The organism is Enterocloster sp., from assembly GCF_057861365.1.
Map to the genome: position 1 here is coordinate 64973 of NZ_DBMACH010000013.1, position 21435 is coordinate 86407.

Genomic DNA, 21435 nt, shown 5'->3' on the forward strand with positions numbered 1-21435 from the left:
GAGTGTATAATTATTTTTCTGAACAGTTCTTTTTAAAACCTTTTTATTTAGAACCTTTTATTATGTAAAAGGAGGATCCAATGACCTCAAACACTGATTTTCTTTTAGGTATCCGGGCTGCCATGAAGTTTCAGGACAGCCTGCTAAAACAGCTCTCTGAAACCTATGGACTGACTCTGATCGAGGCAAATGTCATCACATTTCTCCACAATAATCCAGGGAAAGATACTGCGGCCGACATCACGGAGCTTCGGATGCTCTCAAAAGGAAATGTCTCCCAGGCTGTGGAAAGCCTGATACAGAAAGGACTCTTAAAGAGAATCCCGGATCTCCATGACAGACGCCGGATCCACCTGGCTCTGCTGCCCGCCTCACACTCCATTACTGCTGATGTAGATACGCTTATGGATGAATACAGAGGATATCTGTTTCAGGGATTTTCCAAAGAAGAGTTTGCCTGCTACCAGATTCTTTCAAAACGGCTCATGGAAAACGCAAAAAATGCTATGAAAGGCAGGAGTACACATGAATGACAACAAAGATTTTCTGGCAAAAGAGCCTGTGGGAAAGCTTCTTTTAAAGCTGGCTCTTCCTACTGTTACTGCTCAGATCATCAACATGCTTTACAACATCATAGACCGCATTTACATAGGACACATTCCTGAAAACGGCGCTCTGGCCCTTACAGGAGTAGGTGTCTGCATGCCCCTTATTATGATCGTGTCCGCATTCGCTGCTCTGGTTGGAAACGGCGGCGCTCCCAGAGCCTCGATCTTTATGGGACAGGGCGATAAACAGGCGGCTGAAAAAACACTGGGCAACTGCTTTACCGTTCAGCTGATTATCTCCGCTGTTCTTACCGCTGTTCTTTTAATGTGGAACCGTGAATTTCTTCTGGCTTTCGGCGCCAGTGAAAATACCGTAGAATACGGCGTAGCCTATATGAATATCTACGCTCTGGGAACTATTTTCGTACAGCTCACACTGGGTATGAATGCATTTATCACAGCCCAGGGCTTTGCAAAAACAGGCATGCTCTCCGTTATGATCGGTGCGGCAGCAAATATTATCCTGGATCCGATTTTCATTTTTGTATTTGGAATGGGAGTACGCGGCGCGGCTCTGGCAACTATCTTATCACAGGCATTATCCTGTACCTGGGTGCTGGCCTTCCTCTTCGGAAAAAAGACCTTCTTAAAGATCAAAGCTTCCAATTTAAAGCTTACCCGTTCCATTATCATGCCAAGCCTTGCGCTGGGACTGTCCACCTTTATCATGCAGTCCAGTGAAAGCGTAATCTCCGTATGCTTTAACTCCTCCCTGTTAAAGTACGGCGGCGACATCGCAGTCGGCGCTATGACCATCTTAACCAGCGTCATGCAGTTTGCCATGCTGCCCTTACAGGGCCTGGGCCAGGGCGCACAGCCCATCATCAGCTACAACTACGGCGCAAAGCTCACTGGGCGCGTACGCTCAGCCTATAAGCTGCTTCTCGCCTTGAGCTTATCCTATGCATCCCTGCTGTGGCTGGGCGTCATGCTTGCTCCTCAGGCATTTGCCGCCATGTTCACCTCAGACCCGGCTCTGATCGACTTTACCAAGCATGCACTGCGGATCTATATGGCCTGTATGTTCCTCTTCGGCATCCAGATGGCCTGCCAGATGACCTTCACTGCTATCGGCAATGCAAAGGCTTCCATCCTGGTCGCTGTTATGCGTAAGTTCATCCTGCTGCTGCCTCTGATCTATCTGGTTCCTAAGTTTATGCCTTCCGATCCGACTACTGCCGTATATCTGGCAGAGCCGATCGCTGATTTCTTTGCAGTCAGCTTCACTGCTGTGCTGTTCTTCTTCCAGTTTAAGAAGGCGCTCAGAGCATTGGAAGAGTAATCACTGCAGAATGTTTGGTATTTTCTCTATCTGAATTTTATAAAAGAGAGCACTGCTCAATCACCTGAATCTGATGATTTTGCAGTGCTCTCTTCGTCTTTCAATTTCTCCTGGGTTTCCGCATTTTGCAGTATGCTGCCATCAGCAGATAAGGGATACACGTTTTCCCTTATCCACTGATTGATGGAAGCCAAGGTGCAGGATACAATACAGCGTAAAAAACTCAAACAATTTCTCTGTTGTCTTTCAGATATTTCAGAAATCTCTTGCAGCCTTCCATTATATCTAAATACGTTTCATCAAAATTACCCGTATACCACGGATCTGCAATATCTCTTCCTGAACCTGCAAAGGAAAGAAGCTTGTATATCTTTCCCTTTGGATCTCCTTTTAACATCCGGTTGAGATTGCGTATATTTGCTGTGTCCATACCTATGATATAGTCAAATTTATCATAATCTGCTGTTTGGATCTGCTTTGCCCTGTGGGGGACTAACGGAATCCCAACCTCTTTTAGTTTGTTTACCGTTCCCCAATGAACCGGATTTCCTATTTCCTCTGTGCTGGTCGCAGCTGAGTCGATCAGAAATCGATCTGCCAAACCGGCTTCCTTAACCATGTGGGTGAAGACACTCTCACACATGGGGGAGCGGCAGATGTTGCCGTGGCAAATAAATAGTACCTTTATTTTCTCCATTTTATCTCCTCATATCCTCTCAAAGCCTTATAAATACTGGCTTTTCAGCCTTTGTGCATTTTTTACTTGAAGGGTTCTTTTTCTTATAAATTCTTGTATTTTCTCATGTTTTTTCGGGCATTTGTGGTACAAATGGGTTATTTTTAAAGTCCCTAATCCCTTATGAAATAAGGCTTACATGAGTTATTTGTGCATGTTTTTGGGTTACAAACTTTTTCTTTTCCAGTTCATCCCTTACTTCTTTTAATCTGGCAAGTTCTTTCTTTGCATCATCATAGCCGGTGTGCGTATAAACATTAAGTGTTACAGATACATCTGAATGTCCCATCAGATATTGTAGCGTCTTTGGATTCATCCCTGAATTGGCCATATTGGTACAATAAGTATGCCTGCATACATGAGGAGTAATTGGCGGCAACTGCAACAAATGTTCACGATTATATTTTTCTCTTGCATGCTGCATGTACTTTTCCCAGTGAAGTGCAACCATTGGTCTTCCATTCTTATCCAGAAACAGAAATCCTCCATATCCATCCACCATCGGCTCACGTTTTGGTTTCCTTCTATTCTTCAAGATTCGAAGAAATGCCTCTTTTACATCCGCTTCCATTGGAAGTAACCGCGTACCACTTGTTGTCTTTGTAGATACGATGATATACTTCATTTCTCGAGTTCTTTGCAACTGATGATTCACATTGATAATATCTTCTTTAAAGTCCAAATCTTTTACAGTAAGCCCACAAAATTCAGATATTCTAAGACCTGTCTTGAATAAGATATAAAATGCATCATAATACTGATTATAATGTGGATCATTCTTTACAAACTCGAGAAATTTTGCTTCATCTTCCAGAGAAACAGCTTGTCTTTTCTGACTGTCATTAACAAGTACTGTACCTAATTCAAATCCAAATGGATTTTTTAGAATCAAGTCATCATCCACAGCCATCTGAAAAGCAGGTCTTAAAACACCTCTGATGGAATGAATGGAACTATATCCTCTACCATCTCTCTGTAGTTTTATCAGAAAAATCTTTGCATCAGAGAGTTTCACATCATCCACTTTCTTATACGCAAATTCTTCCTTTTTCAATACATTCACCACAAATTTGTAATTCGCTAATGTATTATGCTTTACTCCTGTTTTCAGGGAAAGATATCGTTCCACAAGTTCAATCACTGTAATGTTACTTCCTGTAATCCCTTGCATCTGTAAGGACTGAACTTTTCTTTCTTTTTCCCTGAGAGAAAGATCTGCCCGTTTACCTTCCGGCATCTTATCTGCTTCTGTCAATCTCCAACTATATAATATTTTACGCTTACCAAGTGAATCTGTATATTTATAGCGATAACGTCCACTTGGTTCCTGCCATTCTCCTTGCTGGAGAACTCTGCCTTTATCATCACGTCTCTTTGAAATCATATCCTACCTCCAAGGGGACGCAACATGATATTGTTAGTATATCATGTAACCCCTAATTCGAACACCTCCTTCTTTTAAATTTCATTTTATATCGCACTGAGTGTATCAATAAATTTTTCAAATCTTGTTCGTTTTATCTGTACACGATTCCCATTCCAAAGCAAATACTCTGCATTTGGATTGTCATTGACTAACTTACGAAGCTTTCCTTCTCCAATACGAAAATAGGATGCTGCCTCTTCAATGGATAATGTATACTTCTTCCAATAAGGTATATCATAACTTGTCATTTGTATGCCTCCTTCTATTATCTTTGTTTTTGACATTGGCGGCTGGCAAAGGTATCTATAAAGACTGCCAATGCCAAAGTAGTTTTTTGCCAATGTCATCCTTTATTCTGTTGTCAACGCAACTGTTTTTCTTCCCTGACACCAGTCGTAGCTCATTCTGTTTTCCAGCTGCTTTCTTGCATCTCTTCCTGTTCTGGAAGAAATCCCATAGGCTAGTAGTTCTGCCTCTAATTCTTCTAAACACATTACTTTTCGTTTGGTTAATAACTCCAGGATCAACTTCTGTGCCTTTTCCAGTTTCGTTTCCTTTTTCGTTCCTGCTTTCCCCATCAGCAGATCTTCAATGGATATATCATATTCCCCTAACCATTTTAAGCCTTCTTCTCCTAAAGAAAACGCTACCGGATTTTCCTTCTTAGCAAGAGAATCCTTTTGCTGATATACCACTCGGATATCCTGTTCCTTCTCTTTTTCCACCTTTTCTACAAATAAGATGCTTCGTACTGCCGCTGCGATATCAATGGATCCCAAGGAACGGTAATCGCTCTGACTTCCCGATGACTTATTCAAATGTCCAATGAGAACAATGGCACATCCAGTTCTCTCTGCAATCGTACTGAGATGTCGAAATAAGGGACGGATCTCATTCGCCCGGTTCATATCCACATTGGCTCCCAGATAAGCCTGTATGGGATCCATGATCATGAGGCGTACATTATTCTGTCGGATGGCTTTTTCAATCCGATCGTCCGTCATAGAAAGCTGTTTTTCATCTTCATTGATGAAGCGTACTCTTGTCATATCTGCACCACATTTTGCTAATCTAGGCTTAATGGTATCTGCTATCCCATCCTCTGCTGTTTGATACAACACATTAAAGGGTTCTATGGGAAGTGCATTGGGAAGTTCTTTTCCATTTGTACAGTATGCGGCGATTGCCATTGCAAGCCACGTTTTTCCTTTTCCCGGATTCCCCTGGATCAAAGTAACCTTTCCAAAGGGAATGAACGGATACCATAACCACTGGACCACCGTTTCCTCAACCTCCGACATCTTCATGACTGGAACTGGTTTTTCCCTGGCATCTCTCCAACACATCTGCTTTGCCATATTTTCTACCGGAACTTCTGCTACCAGACATTCATTCCAGTCTTTCTTCACCGGTTCTAATCGGTACACACTCAGTTCCTCCGGAATAAGAGAAACAAACTGCCTGCATCTCTCATTTCCAGGCTCATCATTATCCAGACACAAGTAGATGGAATGGATATGAGGATATTCTGTATACATCCGTTTCATTGCTTTTTCACTCAATCCTCCTAGGGAAATATAACTATGCTTTTCCCAGTCTTCCGGAACTGCAGTAATATAAGACAAAAGATCAATGGGGGATTCAAATACAAATAATTTTTCATCCGTTCCTATATGGCCAAATCCATAGGCTTTTTCCGAACCTCTTGACTCCCCACGATATCTGTTCTCATCAGTTCCACGCATAGCTGCATATCTGGGATTCTCTTCTTTATCTCTTCCAACGAACACCACATTGTGATAGTTTTTACTTTCATAAATATCCCCCTTTGCAATCATCTGATCTACCAGTTGTTCCGATAGTTTTCTCTGTTCTATGAGATACTTCCTTGCAACCTCACAGCTTTCATTTTTTTCTGGCAGTTCCAATCCAGGCAAGGGGATGGGGCAGACCTTCTGTCTGCCTGCATCTTCCTTCGCCGTTCTTCTGTTTGTTTCTCCAACTCCCTCTTCTCCTAATAATTCTTTAACTGCCTCTGCAAAAGAAAGACCGTAGAATTCTTTCATAAAATCGATGGCATGACCGCCTTTATTCTGACTAAAACGATACCATTCATTCTTGTTGATCATCACACTGTCATGTCGTAACCATCGGTATTCCTTCCCACATCGTTTGAACTGTTCTCCTCTTCCAGAAAGGAAAACATATAAATCGGTATCATCTGCTCTTTGAATCTTTTCTCTTGTATATTCTTCCATCTTCTAAAATTCCTCCTATAATTCCATTCCATGATGTTTCTTCTTTCGTTTCATGGTTCTCACTGCTTCTTTTGTTTCTGTGGATTGCTCCCGTTTGTTTGTTTCTGGAAGAGAAACCTCTTCGTCCTCTTCTGCCATCAAAACTTCCACATGATTTTTGACTTTCTCATACTTTCGTAACATGGCGTGGATCCGTTTATCTTCTTTTCGCAAAGCAACAATCTCTTCCGATAAACAATCTGCTTCTCGCTTCCATTTTCCTTCTGGTATTTTTCCATTCGCATCCAGATTTTCTTTTAAGATCCTTTCCGAACGATAATATCCGCTAAGTTCTTTCTTATGTTCCTCTTTGAATTTTTCCCTGCCAAAATATTTGTTCTTTAATTCCAGATAAACAGGTCTCGTTTCAAAATACTCTTTCATTGCATAAAGGTTGACATTGACCCTTTGTAAAGCAGCCAGTTGTTTTTTCAACCTCTGGCTCACTTCCTTCAGCTGAGTATCTAATTCCTGGATTTTCTCTGTCAGCTGTTCCGGGGTTCTCACATCCTGCTCTTCCAGAAAGCGGATCGTCTCTGCAAATTGTTTCAGATTCGTATTCTTCGCCTTTTGTGTTCCATAAGCGTAGGATTCTGTGACTGCATTTCTCTTGTCATAATAGTTTCTTAGATAATCTGCTAAGGTTGGCTGATGTAAGAACACCATCCATTCCATCAGTTGGCTTTCTCGAAACAAGGACCATTGAAGAAGATTCTTTGCCCGTTCTTTCATATCATTTAAGGCTCGGATGAGGCGGTTTAAACTTCCCAGTGCGGTTGAAATCCCTCTTGCTTCCATTGCCTGTACATTCGGTCCTTCATGCACCATCGGGATCTTATCAATCCCCCGTTCCTCATAAGACCTGGCATCGACTCTTTCTGTTAGTCCTTTTTCTTCATACAGTTCGTTACACATCTTCGCCCAGGCACTTCTCAATTCTTCCAAGGTTTCTTTCCTGCTCCAATCCGTTGTATGTACCGCCCGAAATACCGGTTGTCCTTTCTGATTCAAAACCGTCTGTCCATCCGGTGTTAATACTGGAACCTTTTTTTGTTTTTGTCCCCAGGTACCATCTTCCTGTAAAGGGCGGATGGGAACCATGATGTGCATATGGGGATTGGGGATTTTATCCTTTGCTTTCTTCGGATCATGGATCGCTAGATCTGCGATCATCCCTCTTGCGACTAACTGTTCTTCTACGAACCTTCTTGCAAGCTCAATATTTTCTTCCATAGAAAACTCATTCATCAAGGCAATATCAAAGCTGTGTGCCAGCTGTGCTTTCTTATTCCCTTCGATCCATTCCACCTCATTCCAAAGGGTCTCTCTGTCTTTGAATCTCTCCGGAGCCTGTTGGGGAAGATGGATCTCCGCTAATACCACACCGCCTTTTCTCGTATAATCACTCACTTCTCCATAATACGTACATTCCAGTTTTGTACCGGCTCGGTAAGCAGCACTAGCAATGGCAGACTGCCCTTTTCCTCTGGATAATTGATTTAGATGAAAGTGATAACATCCCATCTTACTCATCTCCCTGTGGCAGTTCACCTCGCTGCATCGCCTTTAATAGTGCTTCCTCTTCTGCGAATTCTCGTTCTTTTACTTCTGCAGTTTCCGCCCGTCCACGAACCATTTCATGAACGACATCACAAAACTTACAAGCGGGATCATGAAGAAGTTCATCCATCAGCTGATAAAATTCCGCCTCTGTCAGATATTTGGTATCTTTACAGATTGCTTCTATGGCTGCTCCTTTCTGAATCAACAGATGGGTTCGTGCCTTTCGTTTTTTCTTTTTCTGTGTATCCAGATAGTTCAAGGATCTCTGAATCCTATGCTCTGCCTGTTCCTTCTCAAGCTTTGCCTGTTTCAATGCAGCTTCTGTTTTTTCAATCTCATAAAGTGCTTCCTGAGTATATTCCTGAAATGTTTTCTTCTTCGCCATATCGTTCTTTTTCTCCTTTTTCAACTCTTCCATTTTCTCTGTTACGGGATAGGCATTTCTGCCGGAAGGGGAACCCTTCTTCGGATGGATCATCCGCAAACACTTTCGGAATTCCCCTTCAGAAAGATGCTACTTCCGTAGGACGCACATACCTTTTAAGGTATATAAGTGCGCTCTTCTGCTTTCAGCATCCGAGTTTTTCTTACTCAAACGGAAGTTCTTCTCCATCTGGAAGATTCATAAATCCATCTGGATCGGTATCTTCTTTCTTTTCTGATCCTGACACTTTCTTCCCTTCTGCGAAATAATGTTCTTCTACAATCACGTTAGTGGCATAAACTTTATTTCCCTCCTGCTTCACATAGCTTCCTGTCTGAATGCGTCCGCTTACTAAAATCTTCAAACCTTTTTTCAGATATTTTTCTGCAAACTCAGCATTCTTCCCAAAGGTAACACAGGAAATAAAATCTGTTTCTGCCTTTCCATCCTTTCGATATCGTCTGTCTACTGCCAGCGTGTATCGTGCCATTGCAGTACTGTTTTCATCCTGGAGATATTTCACCTCCGGATCTTTTGTCAGTCTTCCCATTAAGATTGTTTTGTTCATGTAGTTTCTCCTTTCTCTTTTCGTTTTTTCTTTGTTCTTGAATCAGGCCCGATTCCTTTAAGGTAAATGTAATTTGTTCCTTATATATCAGAACGTAGAGAGGGTTTTTTACAAATAAAAAATGAATTTTATTTATTTGCCCTCATATAACGAAAGGTTCAGAGGGGAAAATACAGGGTGGAAAAGGAAATTTTTTATTTTTCTGCACAAAAAATACCCCTATGACTTCAAAATTGAAATCATAGGAGTATTTAATTCAACCTACTCAGTGGGGTGTTTTATATTTTGTTTTACACATGTCATTACAGTGTTTTTCAGTTCGACAAGCTGAAATTGTTATTCATCTTTTGTTTTTTTCTTATAAACAATTGTTCCAACAGAACTTCCAAGACATATGCCAATTGCTATGCCTAACGCAAGATTATCTAAAATAATTCCGAATACTACACCTAAACATAACCCGACTGAAATTCCATTTCCAAAATAATTTTTTTTATCCTTCATCATAATACCTCCTGCAAAGTCAACTTTTTATTATTCATCAAAATAGAATAATTCCTCAAATTTTTTATCAAGTGCTATACATATAATCAATGCTAATTTCGCCGTTGGATTAAATTGTCCTGTTTCAATAGAACTAATTGTATTTCGGGATACCCCAACCATTTCTGCTAATGCCGATTGCGAGAGTTTTTTTTCTGTTCTTGCACTCTTTAAATTATTTTTTAATACCAATTTATCATCCATTAGAATAACCCCATACAAAATTTATAAAAAAAGTAAACTGCCAATAGTAAAAATACAACACCGCAAATTATACTCCATTTCTTCTTAAGTTTAATCCCTTCATAGGTAAATCCCAATCCTGATGTACAAAACAAAATAGAAATTATATCTGCCGGAGACTCCATACAAAATAGTTTAATGAACATTATAATAATGCCTAAAACAGTAAGCCCCCAAAGAGAAAAAGCATCTCGTTTTGTACACACACTCTTTTCACGTTCATCTCCATAAATATTTTCTTTTTTACTTCTAGCTAAAATTTCTTCCTTATTCATTGATATTCCCCTTTCTTAAATGCCAAGTTTTATTTACATTCATAATATACCACTACCAAGTTTACTTGTCAATTATTTTCCAAGTTTTCTTTGCATTAAATCAATGAATATAGAAGCAAGAGAAAATACTTACTTTCATAATTTTAAATTTTCTTAACTCTTTTAATTCAATAAGCTGAAATTTAGCGATTTCTTTTTCCGGTATTCTCTGTCCCACGGATTTCCTCATGATAGAAATAATCTACGATTACCGGATGTCCCTGCGGGACTCTGCCATAAGGCATTTCATTATCCACAAAGGCACAATCATACTTCTTAGCCATTTTCTCAGCTTTTACTTCAAGTGCTTCAAAGTAGCTGCGGTTATACTTGTTATAGATCTCGTCGTAAAGTGGTACAAGATCAGGATATTTTCCGGCGATATAATCCATAATTGTCTTTTTGAAACCGCCTCGAAGATTGAGATTTTCGAGCCAGAACAGATCGCACTGATCCTTTACCCGCTCAAAGATTGCTTCAAAATCCGTGATACCGGGGAATACCGGGGATACGAAACAGACTGTACGGATACCTGCCTCATATACCTGCTTCATAGCAGCGATACGGTGCTCAATGCTCGAAGCAGAATCCATATCGTTCTTGAAATTTACATCTAGTGTGTTGATCGACCATGAAACGGTTACACGTCCAAGCTTCTTCAGCAGATCAATATCCCGTACCACAAGATCTGACTTTGTGCAGATCAGAATATCTGCGTCACTGCCGATCAGCTGCTCCAGAAGTTTTCTGGTATTCCCGAATTGCTCCTCCTGTGGATTGTAGCCATCTGTCACAGAACCGATGACCACCCGCTGTCCGGCATATTTCTTCGGATTTTTAATTTCCGGCCAATGCTTCACATCAAGGAAAGTGCCCCATTCCTCCTTGTGCCCGGTAAAGCGCTTCATAAAAGAAGCATAGCAATACTTGCAGGCATGTGTACAGCCCACATAGGGATTGACCGAGTAACCGCCTACCGGCAGACTAGACTTAGTCATGATGTTCTTTGTTTCCACCTCACGAATGAGGATTCCATTTATTACTTCTTCCATGATTTCTGTACCTCTAACACTTTATTAAATTCTTCCGGCATTTCCTGAATCATATTTTCATCCCCTATGATAGGGACAAGGTCTTCCTTCATAAACACCGGAATGCCGAGCTTATGTGCCTGGTTCGTCAGAGACCATGCCCATTCCGGCTCCGTATGAATCTTCCTGCTCTGAGCTCCGGTCATGGTGCCCACAACGATCCAATTGATTTCGGAAAGGTCAACTGTGCCGGGATCGTCGAATAACGGCTCAAAGGTAACATGGTAATGTTTTGCTCTAACGTTTTTCCGAAGGGCGTCGATACGCCACAGTTCTGCTTTCCTCGTCACCGTAATGCCAAACCATGCGTTTTCCAGATCGGTATCAAAATCCAGCAAATCAGGTCGCTTGGTAAGGAACAGGAACTGATGCTGTGGATTTTCACGGATCTTTGCAAATACCTCGTCTCTCCATTCCGGCTTCCATCCGGAGAGATCGCTCATCCCAGTAAGAAGAAAGTTCTGCGGACGTTTCTTTTCCATCATCTTGAGCTTACCCGGAAAGAATTCAGGGTCAGCGAAGTCATCAATCATATGCCAGCGTTTCACGTTGTTGCGGGCATAGCAATATGCACACCCCACTGTGCAGCCAATGACGATATTCATGTTCTGAATCTGATCTTTGATACAAATACTCATGACTTCTGCCACTCCTCAAGATTCTTTCTGATGCGGTCGAGGCATTCCTCAAACCGGGTAATTTCTTCCTCTGAAAAACCTTTGTAGTAAATACTGCCCATCTCATCAGATACAGAATCGTACTCGCCCTTTAAGGCATGTGCTTTCTCAGTCAGAAACAGGAGTGTTTTCCTTTTGTCCGTTTTAGACTGAACACGGCTTATCAGCCCTTGATTTTCCATTCTTTCCAGCATCGTAGTAAGAGATGTTATCGCTAATCCGCATTTAGTCGAGAGCGACCTGATTGAGATACCATCCTTCTGCCACAGCACATAAAGAATACGTCCCTGGGCTCCATTAAACGCATCAATATTCTTTTCACTGAGAATCTTCTCGAAAATCCGGTCTCCAAGCTGTTTTATTTTGGTGACAAGAAATCCTCCATTCATTTCCATACAAAAGCTCCTATATAGTAGTTTATTAAAAACATACTATATAGGAGCTTTATTGTCAAGAGTTTATATGTCTTAATAGGTAAATTCCGTTTTTTTCAATTCTCCAAACTGTGATTGTTCGATCTTTTCAAATACTAACGTCCTTAATTCTGTTCAATAATTGATTTATAGTAGTTACCAAAGTCAGCAAGTGAATTAACAATTGGAAGCATTTTTGTTCCGAGTTCCGTTAAGCCGTATTCAACTCTCGGTGGCTGCTCATGGTAATCGTGGCGATATGCCAGCCCATCACTCATCATTTGTCTTAAACTATCTGTCAAAACCTTTTGTGAAATACCATCTATACTTCGTTGTAGCTCATTGAATCTCCATGGACGCTCTTTCAAGTTACGCAAAATCAGCAGTTTCCATTTTCCTCCGATAAGAGATACTGCTGTTGCAACTGGGCATTCCGGTAATTCTTCTTTTGCTCGCATAATTCTCACCTCCGAGTCTATTTTAACACATTCATTTTTGAGTGTACAGTTACAAAAAGGTGCGTACTTGTTTTTGTATGTGTCTCACACTATACTAATACCAAGCAACCAGAAACTACAAATTAACTATGGAGGTATTATTATGGCAAATTACACAAAAACAACTATTGGAAAGGAAAACCGAATTGAGCTACATGAAAAGTTGTCTTTAACAGGTGCAGAAATCAGTTTAAACGAACTACCTGCAGGAGCAAATGTCCCATTTGTTCATTCTCATAAAGAAAATGAAGAAATCTATGGAATTCTTTCAGGTAACGGCAAAGCCATAATTGATGGAGAAGAAATTAGCCTTTCAACTGGAGACTGGCTAAAAATCGCACCTGCTGCAAAGCGTCAGTTTTTTGCATCCGATATTTCTGGAATTACTTATATCTGCATTCAGGTAAAAGAAAATTCTCTGGAACATTTTACAGCAGAGGATGCCGTAATCGGCTAATTAAAAGTATTTATTTACAAAAATGCACAGTTCACGATAAGCTAAGAACTGTGCATTTCTTTTTTGTTCAATATTACGTTTTCTCAATTTTTCAAACAAGAATTTGTTTAACCTCTTAAATTCTTTTTCTTTACAAACATGGAAATTAACTCTACTACAATTCCTAAGAGCAAATATCCCAACGCATATAAAATAAATGCCTTTTCTCCCATACTAAAGAACAGCCATGTCCCAAGCAAAAAGAATAGCGCTATGATAATTGGTAGTGTCCAAAATATTTTTATGTCCTTGCCGGCGTATGCTCCGGAGCAAATTGCATAAATAGGATTCACTGCAAAAAACAGAATGAAGCAAACTGCCATGCCGCCATCACCTTTTATGAATGTAACCGCAAGCCATGGAAACACCAACATAATTACTGCTGTCGCTAATATCCAAGGTATCATTTTTTTCATGTAATCCACCCCTTAAGCAAATTCTAATTTATCATTTTCTTTCAGTATATCATAATTATAATCTTTCCACAAAACAAAAAATTTTAATTCCTACGGATTTTTCTACAAAGCATATAACCACATATTATTACACTTCATCAAAAAAACTTTCTCACCCTATATTGAAAAATCGTAACTGAATATCCGACATTCTATCCATCAATAGTTTCTCTTTAACAAATATCATCTTAGTACGGTATCCTGTTCCATCTGGTGTAAGTTTTACTACACTTATTATAACTTCAAAAGCAAACGCCCAAACTGCTTTCTTATTAAAAAAACTTAGAAGAGACATTCTCCTCTAAGCCTTTATACTTTATCATAGAATACTTTTTACTTTTATATTTCCTCATGGTCACGATGCTTTTTTCGCTTAAATCCTACCTTTTGAACACAGGATATTACATGTAAAGATTTTACCCCCACTAAAGACTCTTACCTCACCTCATAAACAACCTTCACAAAAACGCCTCTTTTGTTACATCTATATGTAAAGAACTATCTGCTTTTTTACATTTAAAACACGCTATACCAAATTGTAAAGATTTTACTTTCAAATTTATTTATAAAAAAAGCTGTAAGATTCCACTATTAGAATTCTTACAGCTTTCATTCTCATCATGTCACATCCCTAAATTATAATTATTTATCTTGTAACACTCACACAAAAATCTATGGGTTATTTTCGGGTTATTTCTTCCACACAAATACCTTCCAAGTATTGATTTTACTGACTTTTTAAGGAGTTCTTCAAAGAGTGCCGTGGCACACAAAAAGTATTTTTATCATCTTTTTATAACTCCTCATAAGTCCTGTATTTCTTCTCAAATGCTTGATATTACAGGATTTTTCGCACTTTTCGTGCAGCCTGAGCTTCCATCTGTTTTGAAGATATCTTCTCGAATCTTCTCAGGATTTCTCATGTTTTTTCCTGCAATATTGGTAAAGGCGTTGGTAAAGAAAGCCGCTTTACCAACGGGCAATTTTAAGCGTTCGCCACACGCAGCAGTTCATCTTTGGCGTCATCGAACTTCACATGGGTGTAGGTATTCAGCGTTACGCTGATGTCTGCATGACCCATGATGTACTGCAATGTCTTGGGGTTCATCCCGGATTTTGCCATATTGGAACAGAAGGTGTGTCTGCACACATGAGGGGTTACTTTCGGCATCTGGATGCGGTAAATCTTGTTATACTTCTGGACAATATGCTCCATGTACTTCTCCCAATGAAGCGCTACCATGGGCATATCGTTCTTGTCCAGAAACAGAAAACCAACGTATCCATCAACCATGGGTTCCGTTTTGGGGACCGCGCGGTTGGCAATGATCCGACGGAAACAGGATGCTACCTCTTCGGTCATCGGAACATAGCGGATGCCGCTTTCTGTCTTTGGCTGCTGGATCACATACTCCATCTGTGATGTTCTCTGCAACTGATGATCCACCTTGATACGCATTTCCTCAAACTCGACATCCTGGATCGTAAGTCCACAGAATTCCGAAATACGAAGCCCTGTGTGAAAGAGTATATAGATCCCATCGTAGTATCTGCTGAAATGCTTGTCCTCTTTGATAAACTTCAGAAGATCCCTTTCCTGTTTCCGGCTGATGGCTTCTCTCGTCACAGAGTCATTGACGACTACCGATGCCAACTCAAAACCAAACGGATTCTTGCGGATTAGACCATCATCCACCGCCATCTGGAATGCCGGTCTGAGAACACCTCGAATCGAATGAATCGAGCTATACCCTCGACCATCCACCTTCTGAAGCTTGATGAGCCATGCTTTAGCATCCGACAAGCGCACCTTGTCAATGCGCTGCCTGCCGAACGGCTCTTTTTTCAAGATGTTGATCACCGTCTTGTAGCCTGCGACCGTATTATGGCGAACGCCGGTTTTCAGGGACACATACTTTTCCACCAGTTCCAAAACCGTGAGCTTTCCACCGTTGGTTACGATGTGATCGAACAGATCAGCTTCAATCTGCTTTTCCTTTTCTCTCAGGGAAGGCTCTCGCTTTTTCCCCTTGGGCATAGGATCATTTTTATCCAGCCGCCAGCTGTACACATTTTGCTCTTTGCCATCCTCGTCCAGATAGCGAAACCGATACCTCCCATCCTTGCGCTGATACTCGCCTTCTCGCAAAATCCGATTTCGATTGTCTCGCCTTTTTTCACTCATTGAAATCTCTCCTCTAAAAGAATGGAGAGCCAGACTTGCACTCTTATCATAGCACAAGTTTGACTCTCCGTATAGCTTTGCCATGAAAGAATGGCGATCTGTCATCGACTTTTTGAAAGGCTATTTATACAGCAGTGGCCTGATCCAGATACCTCTCAAATTTCTCCCGTTTGATCAAAGCACGGTTTCCATTCATCACATAAAAATCCTCGTTGGGATGCTCATCAATCAGCATCCGCAGCTTCCCCTCTCCGATATGATAATATCCGGCGGCTTCCTCAATCGTCAGGGTATAGCGCCGCCAGACCGGAATATCCAAACACTTCTTACTGCAAGTCATTGTCTTTTCATTCCCCATAGGCTACCTCCATAGATCAGAAAGGCCAGACAAAGGGCATCGGCAACGAAGTCCGGCAACGGACTCCGAAAAAACCTGTAACCTGTCGTCTGGCCATCGTTTCTTACTTTTCAAATTTTCTTGTGAAATCTCGTTGTTTTCGTTGTCAGAGAACCGATACCCCCTAAAAAGCCTTGCTTTATGGGCATTTACCGTATCCACACCTCCATTTTTGCGGCAACAAAGTCAGCAATCAGCCGACAACCAACTGGACAACAAGCACCGTAAATCAGGCAATCCACTCCTTTGGCAGCTCCAATTGACGAACTTCTTCCTCGCTCAGCTCCACAAACCCACCTTCGTTGTCGGGCAGTTCGTTGCCGGAACTCTCCCGTTCCCAGCCACGCTGCCGCCCGTATCCAGCAAACATCCGGGGATTGGAGAAAGGCTTCCAGCCTACCACAACTGTGTTCATGATCTCATTGATGTTGTGCAGTTGCCAACGCTTCGGCTCCTCAAAGGCGTGTCCCAATGCTTCCTTGAACAGCTGCTTGGAGCAGACCATATTGCCGGTGTAGTGTTCCAGAAAGCCCTGAATCTGCCCGGCCTCGGTGTCCTCTGGCATGAAGTCCTTTTGAACTTCCACCAGCTGCTTCTGAATCGCCTTTGAAAACTTCATGGAATACTCGCCGCTACGGTAAATGGTCATAGCCTCCGCCCATACCTGCAACAGATATTCTCTGGAAGCGGTTTCGTTCTCCAAAATATGAACTTCCGCTTTCTCCGGGTAAATCATCACCGGCAGGAACCGGCGGTTTCCGGCCCGGTCAAGGGGGAGGAAGTCCAGCGTGTTGGAAGAACCGCCGAACACACACTGCCGCAGACGATCTTTGGGCTGGGTCTCATAGGGCGTGCGGTAGGTTTCCTTTTGGCGGCTAATAAAGGAGCGGATCTCCTCGATGCTCTTGGCGTTACTGGTGGCCAGCATCTCCGACATCTCGATGATCCAATGGCCTTGCAGCTTGGCAAATACCTTGTCGTCGTCCAACTTTTTCAGGTCATCAGAGAACCACTCATCCTGTATAGCCAGGAAGCGAAAGAAGGTAGACTTTCCGGCTCCCTGGCCGCCCACCAGACAGAGCAGCTCCTCATACTTGGAACCTGGATGGAACACCCGGCGGATGGCTCCCAGCAGGAAGTGCTTGAGCATTTCTTCCACATAATCGCTCTCGTCTGCCCCCAGAAAATGGTGAAGGCAGGAGCATATCCGAGGTATACCGTCCCAAATCAGACTGTTCAGCACATCTTGAATAGGGTGATAGCAGTTTTCGTTTGCCACGATGGAGAGCGCCGCCATCAGCTTCTTTTCACTGGTCAAACCGTAGTTCTGTTCAAAGTAAAGGAGCAGATATTTGACATCGGTATCGGTTAAGGCGCTGGTGCTTCTGCGCCAGCCCAGATCTCGCGCAATGTCCACACGGTCGGTCAGCAGATTTAGCCGGATTGCGCCCCGCAAAAGCGGATCTTGGCAAAATACTGTGCGGCAATTTCCAATGGTGTTAGCCGGTTGTCCTTTTTCTGTCGTGGAAAGGCTTTCCCGCACTTCATCAACGGTCAATTCTTTACTTTCAGCCTGCCGGGTAGCAGGCACGAAACTCTGAGTTTCGCTGTTCAATGTTTCTCACCTCCTCAAGAAAAAAGCACCTGATTTGTTCGCAAAATCAGATGCCTTAAAGCTCCATATCCTGTTTTTTCTGCTGCTTTTTCCGGTTAGATTCTCTCTGTGCGCTATCCTGCTTGGCTTTTTTTAGGAAAGCAAGAATAGATTCCTTGGCCTTTTCCTGAATCTGCTGTTTACCAGCCTGCTTGACCTCCGGCTGCATCAGCTTCTTCTGGATTTTTGACAGGGCTGACTGCATGGCGCTTTTAATTTTTGAGATGACCCCATCCAACCGGGCGGCGGCATACTCACGCTCTTTTTGCGGAGCTTTCCGTTCCGGCGAGAGAACCCAGTCTCTCGTTTCTTCCACCAACCGGAGATCCTCTTTGTGGGTTTCCTGCCGGACAGTATCGGTGACAACCTCCACCGCCTTGTCATAGGCAATATCCGAAACCTCCTCCACCAGTGTTTCCACATCTTCAATTTTTAGGGTCAGCTCCTCCAGCTTCTGTTCCTGAGCGGCCAGCTGCTCCTTTTGCTTCATCAGAATGTAGTCCTGCTTCTCCAAATACGCCCGCCCACCATAGGACGGCTCCTGCTCCAGATGCACTCCATGCTTGCGGCTGATGTCAAAGAGCAGCGTCCGGCATACTGCATCAAAGGTTTGTTTTCGATTGTTGTGTTTGCCCTTGGGCTTACTCGGATCAGGTAATTCAAAGCCCAGTTCCTCCAGCGCCTTTTCCTGTTGGGGACACAGCTCTCCATACCGGTTTTTACAGTCAAACACATGGCGTTCATGGATGTGGGGCGTGCCCTCATCCAGATGCAGCGCCCAGTCCAGAATGTGGATATGAGAACCAAAGCACCGTTCAAACTCCTCGTAAAATTCGCTGACAATGAGTGCCAGGGTACCCGGTGGAACGGATTCTTCCATGGTGCCAATCTGGTAGATGCTTTCCTCTGGGCAGGTCTTGTTGTTTTTCAAAAGACCTTCCACCGTGCGGTTGCGCTCAGTGTGTCGTGTTTTCTCGTTCCGGGCGTTCTGGGCATCCACATGGTCGGAATAATGCTCGTAGTAATACATCCGCTCAATTTCTTCAAAGCTGAAATCCGGCTGTTCCGGGTTCTCCCGAAGTTCCGAGGTAGTGAAGCCACGGTAGCAGTCCCAGTACACATTTTTCTTGGCTCGCTGGGCATCAATGTGTTCGCTGTTCTGCACATCAAACCGGCGGTCATTGTGCCGAGGATTATAGGTGCCATGATTGCCGGAGCGTCCGTTATGCCGTGTCAGTTTCAAATTCCATCCCTCCAATCTTTGCTGATTTTTCCCGAAGGGGAGCAGCGGCGAAGCCGCCAAACCTGCGGATTTCTGCGTCAGGTAATACCCAGTATGAATTGACGCAAAGCATCAACTCTCCCTGGGCAAGGCGTTTCACCCTTGACCCGATGGGGCTGGCTGCCCTCAACCCGCCAATGGGCCTTGCCCCTTGACCCCAACAGGGCGCTGCACCCCTGTACCCAGCACAAAGGGCTTGCCGCCCTCTGTACTCCTGCCCGGAGAAGCTGACTTTCACCGTTTGTGCGGTTTCTGTCAGCTCCTCCGGCTCTGAATGCACCTTTTGTCGCATTTCCCGGAAGGGGGATACTGGGGTATCACGATACCAATTCACCGCAAAAATACCGGGTTCAGACCCGCCATTTTCCTGTGAATTGCCCCGATTTCAGGCGCTCTTCTTGTCCGTCTGCAAGACCTGAAATCCGTGCTGTTTGGCGTACTCTCTGGCAGCAGCCAGCCGCTCTTCACTGTACGGCGGAACCAGACGGATGGACAGGCGGGACTTGTCCATCACATAGGTCACGCTGCCCTCAGTGGTGCTGCGCTCTAACCGGCACAGCTGGGGATACTTCCGGCTAAACTCGGCCAGTCTACGCTTTAGATCGGCGTTAAAGGTGTAGATACTGGCGGTGTTCTCCGCCTCGTTCCAGTTGATGATGGTTTCTTTCTCATACTTAGACAGCTTCGTCATACAGGTCCTCCTCATACTCGGTGTTCTCCTTTACCAAACGCAGGCGGCGCTTGGCACGGTAATACTCGTCCATCTCAGCACGGAGCTGATGATAAAAGCCAGTGTACCAGCGTTCTTCCATCTCCGTTTCCATCTTCCGGGCCAGCTCCAGCATCCGATGTTTGGCCTGAGGGTCAACGGTTAAGGCAGTCAGCCATTTCAGCCGTGTCACCGTGTTGTGGTGATTGGGACAGGCAAATGCATACAACACTTTCTTTTCCTTCATACTTAACTTCATAAAAATCAACCTCCTAAAAGTTTATTTTCCATGTGTTAATCGCCGGTTTGCCTGCAATTGCTCCTGCCCGGATTTTCCCCGGCGTATTGTCCTTCTTGGTGCGCTCCTGTCTTGGCGTCACTTCCCCAAAGGTCATACCCCTTGCAGCCGGTCATTCAATTTTCAAGGTTCTGTGTCTCCTGACAAAACTCATTTTACCGAAAAAACAGGCCCTCTCCCGTATGTCCAAAACGATGGAAAACGGCTTGAAATCAGCATATTTCCACGCTTATGGAATCATGGTATAATGGTCATAAACGGAAGGATTTTCCTGATGAAAGGGGGATTTTAGATGCACACAAAACTGTCTATCCCGGAACGATTAAAAGACTTGCGGGTGGTAGATAAGCACCTGACGCTGGAGCAGCTGGCCGAGCAGACCGGGCTTTCTAAATCTGCTCTCAGTAAATATGAGAGCGATGATTACAAAGACATCAGCCCATTTGCCATCGCTACGCTGGCGGAATTTTATGGGGTGTCCACCGATTATCTGATGGGGTTGTCGGAAAATAAAAATCACCCAAACACAGAGCTTCAGACCCTGCATTTGAGTGATGATATGGTTACATTATTGAGCAGCGGAAAAATCAACAACCGGCTGCTGTGTGAGATTGCCACACATGAGAACTTCCAGCGGCTGATGACGGATATTGAGATTTTCGTTGACCGAATCGCCGATATGCGAATTGCCCAGATGAACCTGGTGCTGGAGGCCACCCGGCAGGAAGTGATCCGCAGCCATGCGCCGGGGGAGAACGACCTTTATGTCCGTACACTGGAACTTGGTCAGGTGCAGGAGAGCGACTTTTTCAGCCACACAATCCACGACGATCTGGACAGTATCGTTCAGGATATTCGTCAGGCCCATGTCACCGACCGCACCACCGCCGATCCGCAGCCGACTTTTACAGAGGTCAAGGAAAAGTTTGACCGTGCTATGCAGCTGGGCAGTAATGAGGAACGGGTGATCCACGAGTTCTGTGACCAGATGCAGATTCCCTTTGACAAGATTACTTCTGAGGATTTCTCGGCGTTTATGCGGATATTGAACCTGTCTAGGCTGCTGAAAAATCCCAACAATATGAGGGGAAAGGCTCGGCCAAAGCCTTCCTATGGGACAAAAAAGAAAAAGCGTAAGTAAAGCACAAGACCGTTACCCTATCGAATGGGTAGCGGTTGATATTGTCAATATTGGTTTACACTTTTTTCTCAAGAATGTTCGACCTTATGCTGCCTCCTGTAGCGAAGCATAGTATTGTTGTCGCTTAACCATTGGA

General features: G+C 43.3%; 26 protein-coding genes. 4 read left to right on the plus strand and 22 right to left on the minus strand.

Annotated elements, in window-relative coordinates:
* The first annotated feature begins 80 nt into the window (after positions 1-80).
* Both ACZM6M_RS13270 and ACZM6M_RS13275 read left to right on the plus strand, forming a co-directional pair.
* Positions 81-533 (plus strand): MarR family winged helix-turn-helix transcriptional regulator, encoded by a 453-nt coding sequence (locus ACZM6M_RS13270; RefSeq protein WP_066543894.1) that lies wholly within the window; start codon positions 81-83, stop codon positions 531-533.
* Positions 526-1890 carry an MATE family efflux transporter gene (locus ACZM6M_RS13275; protein ID WP_317439846.1) on the plus strand — a complete coding sequence of 455 codons (1365 nt, stop codon included), beginning with the start codon at positions 526-528 and terminating at the stop codon, positions 1888-1890. Before ACZM6M_RS13270 ends, ACZM6M_RS13275 begins: the two co-directional genes overlap by 8 nt.
* A 223-nt stretch (positions 1891-2113) precedes the next feature.
* Here the strand turns inward: ACZM6M_RS13275 and ACZM6M_RS13280 are convergent, their stop codons facing one another.
* From ACZM6M_RS13280 to ACZM6M_RS13345, 14 genes are all read right to left on the minus strand, one after another.
* The gene (locus tag ACZM6M_RS13280; RefSeq protein WP_489490479.1) at positions 2114-2587 is read right to left on the minus strand and encodes a low molecular weight protein-tyrosine-phosphatase; all 474 of its coding nucleotides are present in this window, start codon (positions 2585-2587) and stop codon (positions 2114-2116) included.
* Between the two features lie 160 nt (positions 2588-2747).
* Positions 2748-4010, minus strand: coding sequence for a site-specific integrase (locus ACZM6M_RS13285; RefSeq protein ID WP_489490480.1), 1263 nt, complete (start codon positions 4008-4010; stop codon positions 2748-2750).
* Between the two features lie 86 nt (positions 4011-4096).
* Positions 4097-4300 (minus strand): excisionase, encoded by a 204-nt coding sequence (locus ACZM6M_RS13290; protein WP_117549533.1) that lies wholly within the window; start codon positions 4298-4300, stop codon positions 4097-4099.
* A gap of 102 nt (positions 4301-4402) precedes the next feature.
* Positions 4403-6310 carry an AAA family ATPase gene (locus ACZM6M_RS13295; RefSeq protein ID WP_489490481.1) on the minus strand — a complete coding sequence of 636 codons (1908 nt, stop codon included), beginning with the start codon at positions 6308-6310 and terminating at the stop codon, positions 4403-4405.
* A gap of 15 nt (positions 6311-6325) precedes the next feature.
* Complete coding sequence (gene mobQ / locus ACZM6M_RS13300; RefSeq protein WP_489490482.1) at positions 6326-7873, minus strand: MobQ family relaxase; 1548 nt, start codon at positions 7871-7873, stop codon at positions 6326-6328.
* Between the two features lies 1 nt (position 7874).
* Positions 7875-8297: a DUF3847 domain-containing protein gene (locus tag ACZM6M_RS13305; RefSeq protein ID WP_489490483.1), complete on the minus strand. Its 423-nt coding sequence runs from the start codon at positions 8295-8297 to the stop codon at positions 7875-7877.
* Positions 8298-8499: 202 nt separating this feature from the next.
* Positions 8500-8904: a single-stranded DNA-binding protein gene (locus tag ACZM6M_RS13310; protein ID WP_256309596.1), complete on the minus strand. Its 405-nt coding sequence runs from the start codon at positions 8902-8904 to the stop codon at positions 8500-8502.
* A gap of 336 nt (positions 8905-9240) precedes the next feature.
* Entirely contained in the window at positions 9241-9411 is a 171-nt protein-coding gene (locus tag ACZM6M_RS13315; protein ID WP_165854708.1) for a glycine zipper domain-containing protein, read from the minus strand.
* A 27-nt stretch (positions 9412-9438) separates the two neighbouring features.
* Positions 9439-9651: a helix-turn-helix transcriptional regulator gene (locus ACZM6M_RS13320; protein ID WP_117558961.1), complete on the minus strand. Its 213-nt coding sequence runs from the start codon at positions 9649-9651 to the stop codon at positions 9439-9441.
* Positions 9651-9965, minus strand: coding sequence for a DUF6442 family protein (locus ACZM6M_RS13325; RefSeq protein ID WP_489490484.1), 315 nt, complete (start codon positions 9963-9965; stop codon positions 9651-9653). The genes ACZM6M_RS13320 and ACZM6M_RS13325 overlap by 1 nt, the downstream gene beginning before the upstream one ends.
* A 182-nt stretch (positions 9966-10147) precedes the next feature.
* Positions 10148-11056: a radical SAM mobile pair protein B gene (locus ACZM6M_RS13330; RefSeq protein ID WP_489490485.1), complete on the minus strand. Its 909-nt coding sequence runs from the start codon at positions 11054-11056 to the stop codon at positions 10148-10150.
* The gene (locus tag ACZM6M_RS13335) at positions 11044-11733 is read right to left on the minus strand and encodes a radical SAM mobile pair protein A (RefSeq protein WP_270602709.1); all 690 of its coding nucleotides are present in this window, start codon (positions 11731-11733) and stop codon (positions 11044-11046) included. The genes ACZM6M_RS13330 and ACZM6M_RS13335 overlap by 13 nt, the downstream gene beginning before the upstream one ends.
* A complete protein-coding gene (locus tag ACZM6M_RS13340) occupies positions 11730-12167 on the minus strand; it encodes a radical SAM mobile pair system MarR family transcriptional regulator (RefSeq protein WP_117558965.1) in 438 nt (145 codons plus the stop codon). Before ACZM6M_RS13340 ends, ACZM6M_RS13335 begins: the two co-directional genes overlap by 4 nt.
* Before the next feature lie 143 nt (positions 12168-12310).
* The gene (locus ACZM6M_RS13345) at positions 12311-12643 is read right to left on the minus strand and encodes a winged helix-turn-helix transcriptional regulator (RefSeq protein ID WP_008373705.1); all 333 of its coding nucleotides are present in this window, start codon (positions 12641-12643) and stop codon (positions 12311-12313) included.
* 142 nt (positions 12644-12785) lie between these two features.
* On the opposite strand from ACZM6M_RS13345, the gene ACZM6M_RS13350 reads away from it, so the two are divergent.
* Positions 12786-13139: a cupin domain-containing protein gene (locus ACZM6M_RS13350; RefSeq protein ID WP_004614173.1), complete on the plus strand. Its 354-nt coding sequence runs from the start codon at positions 12786-12788 to the stop codon at positions 13137-13139.
* A 107-nt stretch (positions 13140-13246) separates the two neighbouring features.
* Here the strand turns inward: ACZM6M_RS13350 and ACZM6M_RS13355 are convergent, their stop codons facing one another.
* The 8 genes from ACZM6M_RS13355 to ACZM6M_RS13390 all read right to left on the minus strand — a co-directional run bounded on the left by ACZM6M_RS13355 (position 13247) and on the right by ACZM6M_RS13390 (position 20255).
* On the minus strand, positions 13247-13594 hold the full coding sequence (locus tag ACZM6M_RS13355; protein ID WP_379702124.1) for a DUF2651 family protein: 348 nt from the start codon (positions 13592-13594) through the stop codon (positions 13247-13249).
* A gap of 1024 nt (positions 13595-14618) precedes the next feature.
* Positions 14619-15818 carry a site-specific integrase gene (locus tag ACZM6M_RS13360; RefSeq protein WP_177696859.1) on the minus strand — a complete coding sequence of 400 codons (1200 nt, stop codon included), beginning with the start codon at positions 15816-15818 and terminating at the stop codon, positions 14619-14621.
* 124 nt (positions 15819-15942) lie between these two features.
* Positions 15943-16176, minus strand: a complete 234-nt coding sequence (locus ACZM6M_RS13365) for an excisionase (RefSeq protein ID WP_044939743.1) — start codon at positions 16174-16176, stop codon at positions 15943-15945.
* Positions 16177-16444: 268 nt separating this feature from the next.
* Positions 16445-17830 (minus strand): virulence-associated E family protein, encoded by a 1386-nt coding sequence (locus ACZM6M_RS13370; protein WP_419504438.1) that lies wholly within the window; start codon positions 17828-17830, stop codon positions 16445-16447.
* Positions 17831-17885: 55 nt separating this feature from the next.
* Entirely contained in the window at positions 17886-19112 is a 1227-nt protein-coding gene (locus ACZM6M_RS13375) for a plasmid recombination protein (protein ID WP_489490486.1), read from the minus strand.
* Positions 19113-19536: 424 nt separating this feature from the next.
* On the minus strand, positions 19537-19842 hold the full coding sequence (locus tag ACZM6M_RS13380; RefSeq protein WP_419504436.1) for a molecular chaperone: 306 nt from the start codon (positions 19840-19842) through the stop codon (positions 19537-19539).
* On the minus strand, positions 19826-20119 hold the full coding sequence (locus tag ACZM6M_RS13385) for a hypothetical protein (protein WP_419504435.1): 294 nt from the start codon (positions 20117-20119) through the stop codon (positions 19826-19828). The genes ACZM6M_RS13380 and ACZM6M_RS13385 overlap by 17 nt, the downstream gene beginning before the upstream one ends.
* A gap of 13 nt (positions 20120-20132) precedes the next feature.
* On the minus strand, positions 20133-20255 hold the full coding sequence (locus ACZM6M_RS13390) for a hypothetical protein (protein WP_419504434.1): 123 nt from the start codon (positions 20253-20255) through the stop codon (positions 20133-20135).
* Positions 20256-20450: 195 nt separating this feature from the next.
* On the opposite strand from ACZM6M_RS13390, the gene ACZM6M_RS13395 reads away from it, so the two are divergent.
* Positions 20451-21299, plus strand: a complete 849-nt coding sequence (locus tag ACZM6M_RS13395; protein WP_419504433.1) for a helix-turn-helix domain-containing protein — start codon at positions 20451-20453, stop codon at positions 21297-21299.
* Positions 21300-21435: the final 136 nt, after the last annotated feature.

Coding starts and splice junctions, on each gene's coding strand:
- ACZM6M_RS13320 (WP_117558961.1), bottom strand. CDS start 9,651: ATGGATGATAAATTGGTATTAAAAAATAATTTAAAGAGTGCAAGAACA.
- ACZM6M_RS13385 (WP_419504435.1), bottom strand. CDS start 20,119: ATGAAGTTAAGTATGAAGGAAAAGAAAGTGTTGTATGCATTTGCCTGT.
- ACZM6M_RS13395 (WP_419504433.1), top strand. CDS start 20,451: ATGCACACAAAACTGTCTATCCCGGAACGATTAAAAGACTTGCGGGTG.
- ACZM6M_RS13280 (WP_489490479.1), bottom strand. CDS start 2,587: ATGGAGAAAATAAAGGTACTATTTATTTGCCACGGCAACATCTGCCGC.
- ACZM6M_RS13380 (WP_419504436.1), bottom strand. CDS start 19,842: ATGACGAAGCTGTCTAAGTATGAGAAAGAAACCATCATCAACTGGAAC.
- ACZM6M_RS13390 (WP_419504434.1), bottom strand. CDS start 20,255: ATGACCTTTGGGGAAGTGACGCCAAGACAGGAGCGCACCAAGAAGGAC.
- ACZM6M_RS13290 (WP_117549533.1), bottom strand. CDS start 4,300: ATGACAAGTTATGATATACCTTATTGGAAGAAGTATACATTATCCATT.
- ACZM6M_RS13315 (WP_165854708.1), bottom strand. CDS start 9,411: ATGATGAAGGATAAAAAAAATTATTTTGGAAATGGAATTTCAGTCGGG.
- ACZM6M_RS13295 (WP_489490481.1), bottom strand. CDS start 6,310: ATGGAAGAATATACAAGAGAAAAGATTCAAAGAGCAGATGATACCGAT.
- ACZM6M_RS13325 (WP_489490484.1), bottom strand. CDS start 9,965: ATGAATAAGGAAGAAATTTTAGCTAGAAGTAAAAAAGAAAATATTTAT.
- ACZM6M_RS13275 (WP_317439846.1), top strand. CDS start 526: ATGAATGACAACAAAGATTTTCTGGCAAAAGAGCCTGTGGGAAAGCTT.
- ACZM6M_RS13355 (WP_379702124.1), bottom strand. CDS start 13,594: ATGAAAAAAATGATACCTTGGATATTAGCGACAGCAGTAATTATGTTG.
- ACZM6M_RS13335 (WP_270602709.1), bottom strand. CDS start 11,733: ATGAGTATTTGTATCAAAGATCAGATTCAGAACATGAATATCGTCATT.
- ACZM6M_RS13310 (WP_256309596.1), bottom strand. CDS start 8,904: ATGAACAAAACAATCTTAATGGGAAGACTGACAAAAGATCCGGAGGTG.
- ACZM6M_RS13285 (WP_489490480.1), bottom strand. CDS start 4,010: ATGATTTCAAAGAGACGTGATGATAAAGGCAGAGTTCTCCAGCAAGGA.
- mobQ (WP_489490482.1), bottom strand. CDS start 7,873: ATGGGATGTTATCACTTTCATCTAAATCAATTATCCAGAGGAAAAGGG.
- ACZM6M_RS13345 (WP_008373705.1), bottom strand. CDS start 12,643: ATGCGAGCAAAAGAAGAATTACCGGAATGCCCAGTTGCAACAGCAGTA.
- ACZM6M_RS13365 (WP_044939743.1), bottom strand. CDS start 16,176: ATGGGGAATGAAAAGACAATGACTTGCAGTAAGAAGTGTTTGGATATT.
- ACZM6M_RS13305 (WP_489490483.1), bottom strand. CDS start 8,297: ATGGCGAAGAAGAAAACATTTCAGGAATATACTCAGGAAGCACTTTAT.
- ACZM6M_RS13270 (WP_066543894.1), top strand. CDS start 81: ATGACCTCAAACACTGATTTTCTTTTAGGTATCCGGGCTGCCATGAAG.
- ACZM6M_RS13330 (WP_489490485.1), bottom strand. CDS start 11,056: ATGGAAGAAGTAATAAATGGAATCCTCATTCGTGAGGTGGAAACAAAG.
- ACZM6M_RS13340 (WP_117558965.1), bottom strand. CDS start 12,167: ATGGAAATGAATGGAGGATTTCTTGTCACCAAAATAAAACAGCTTGGA.
- ACZM6M_RS13350 (WP_004614173.1), top strand. CDS start 12,786: ATGGCAAATTACACAAAAACAACTATTGGAAAGGAAAACCGAATTGAG.
- ACZM6M_RS13360 (WP_177696859.1), bottom strand. CDS start 15,818: ATGAGTGAAAAAAGGCGAGACAATCGAAATCGGATTTTGCGAGAAGGC.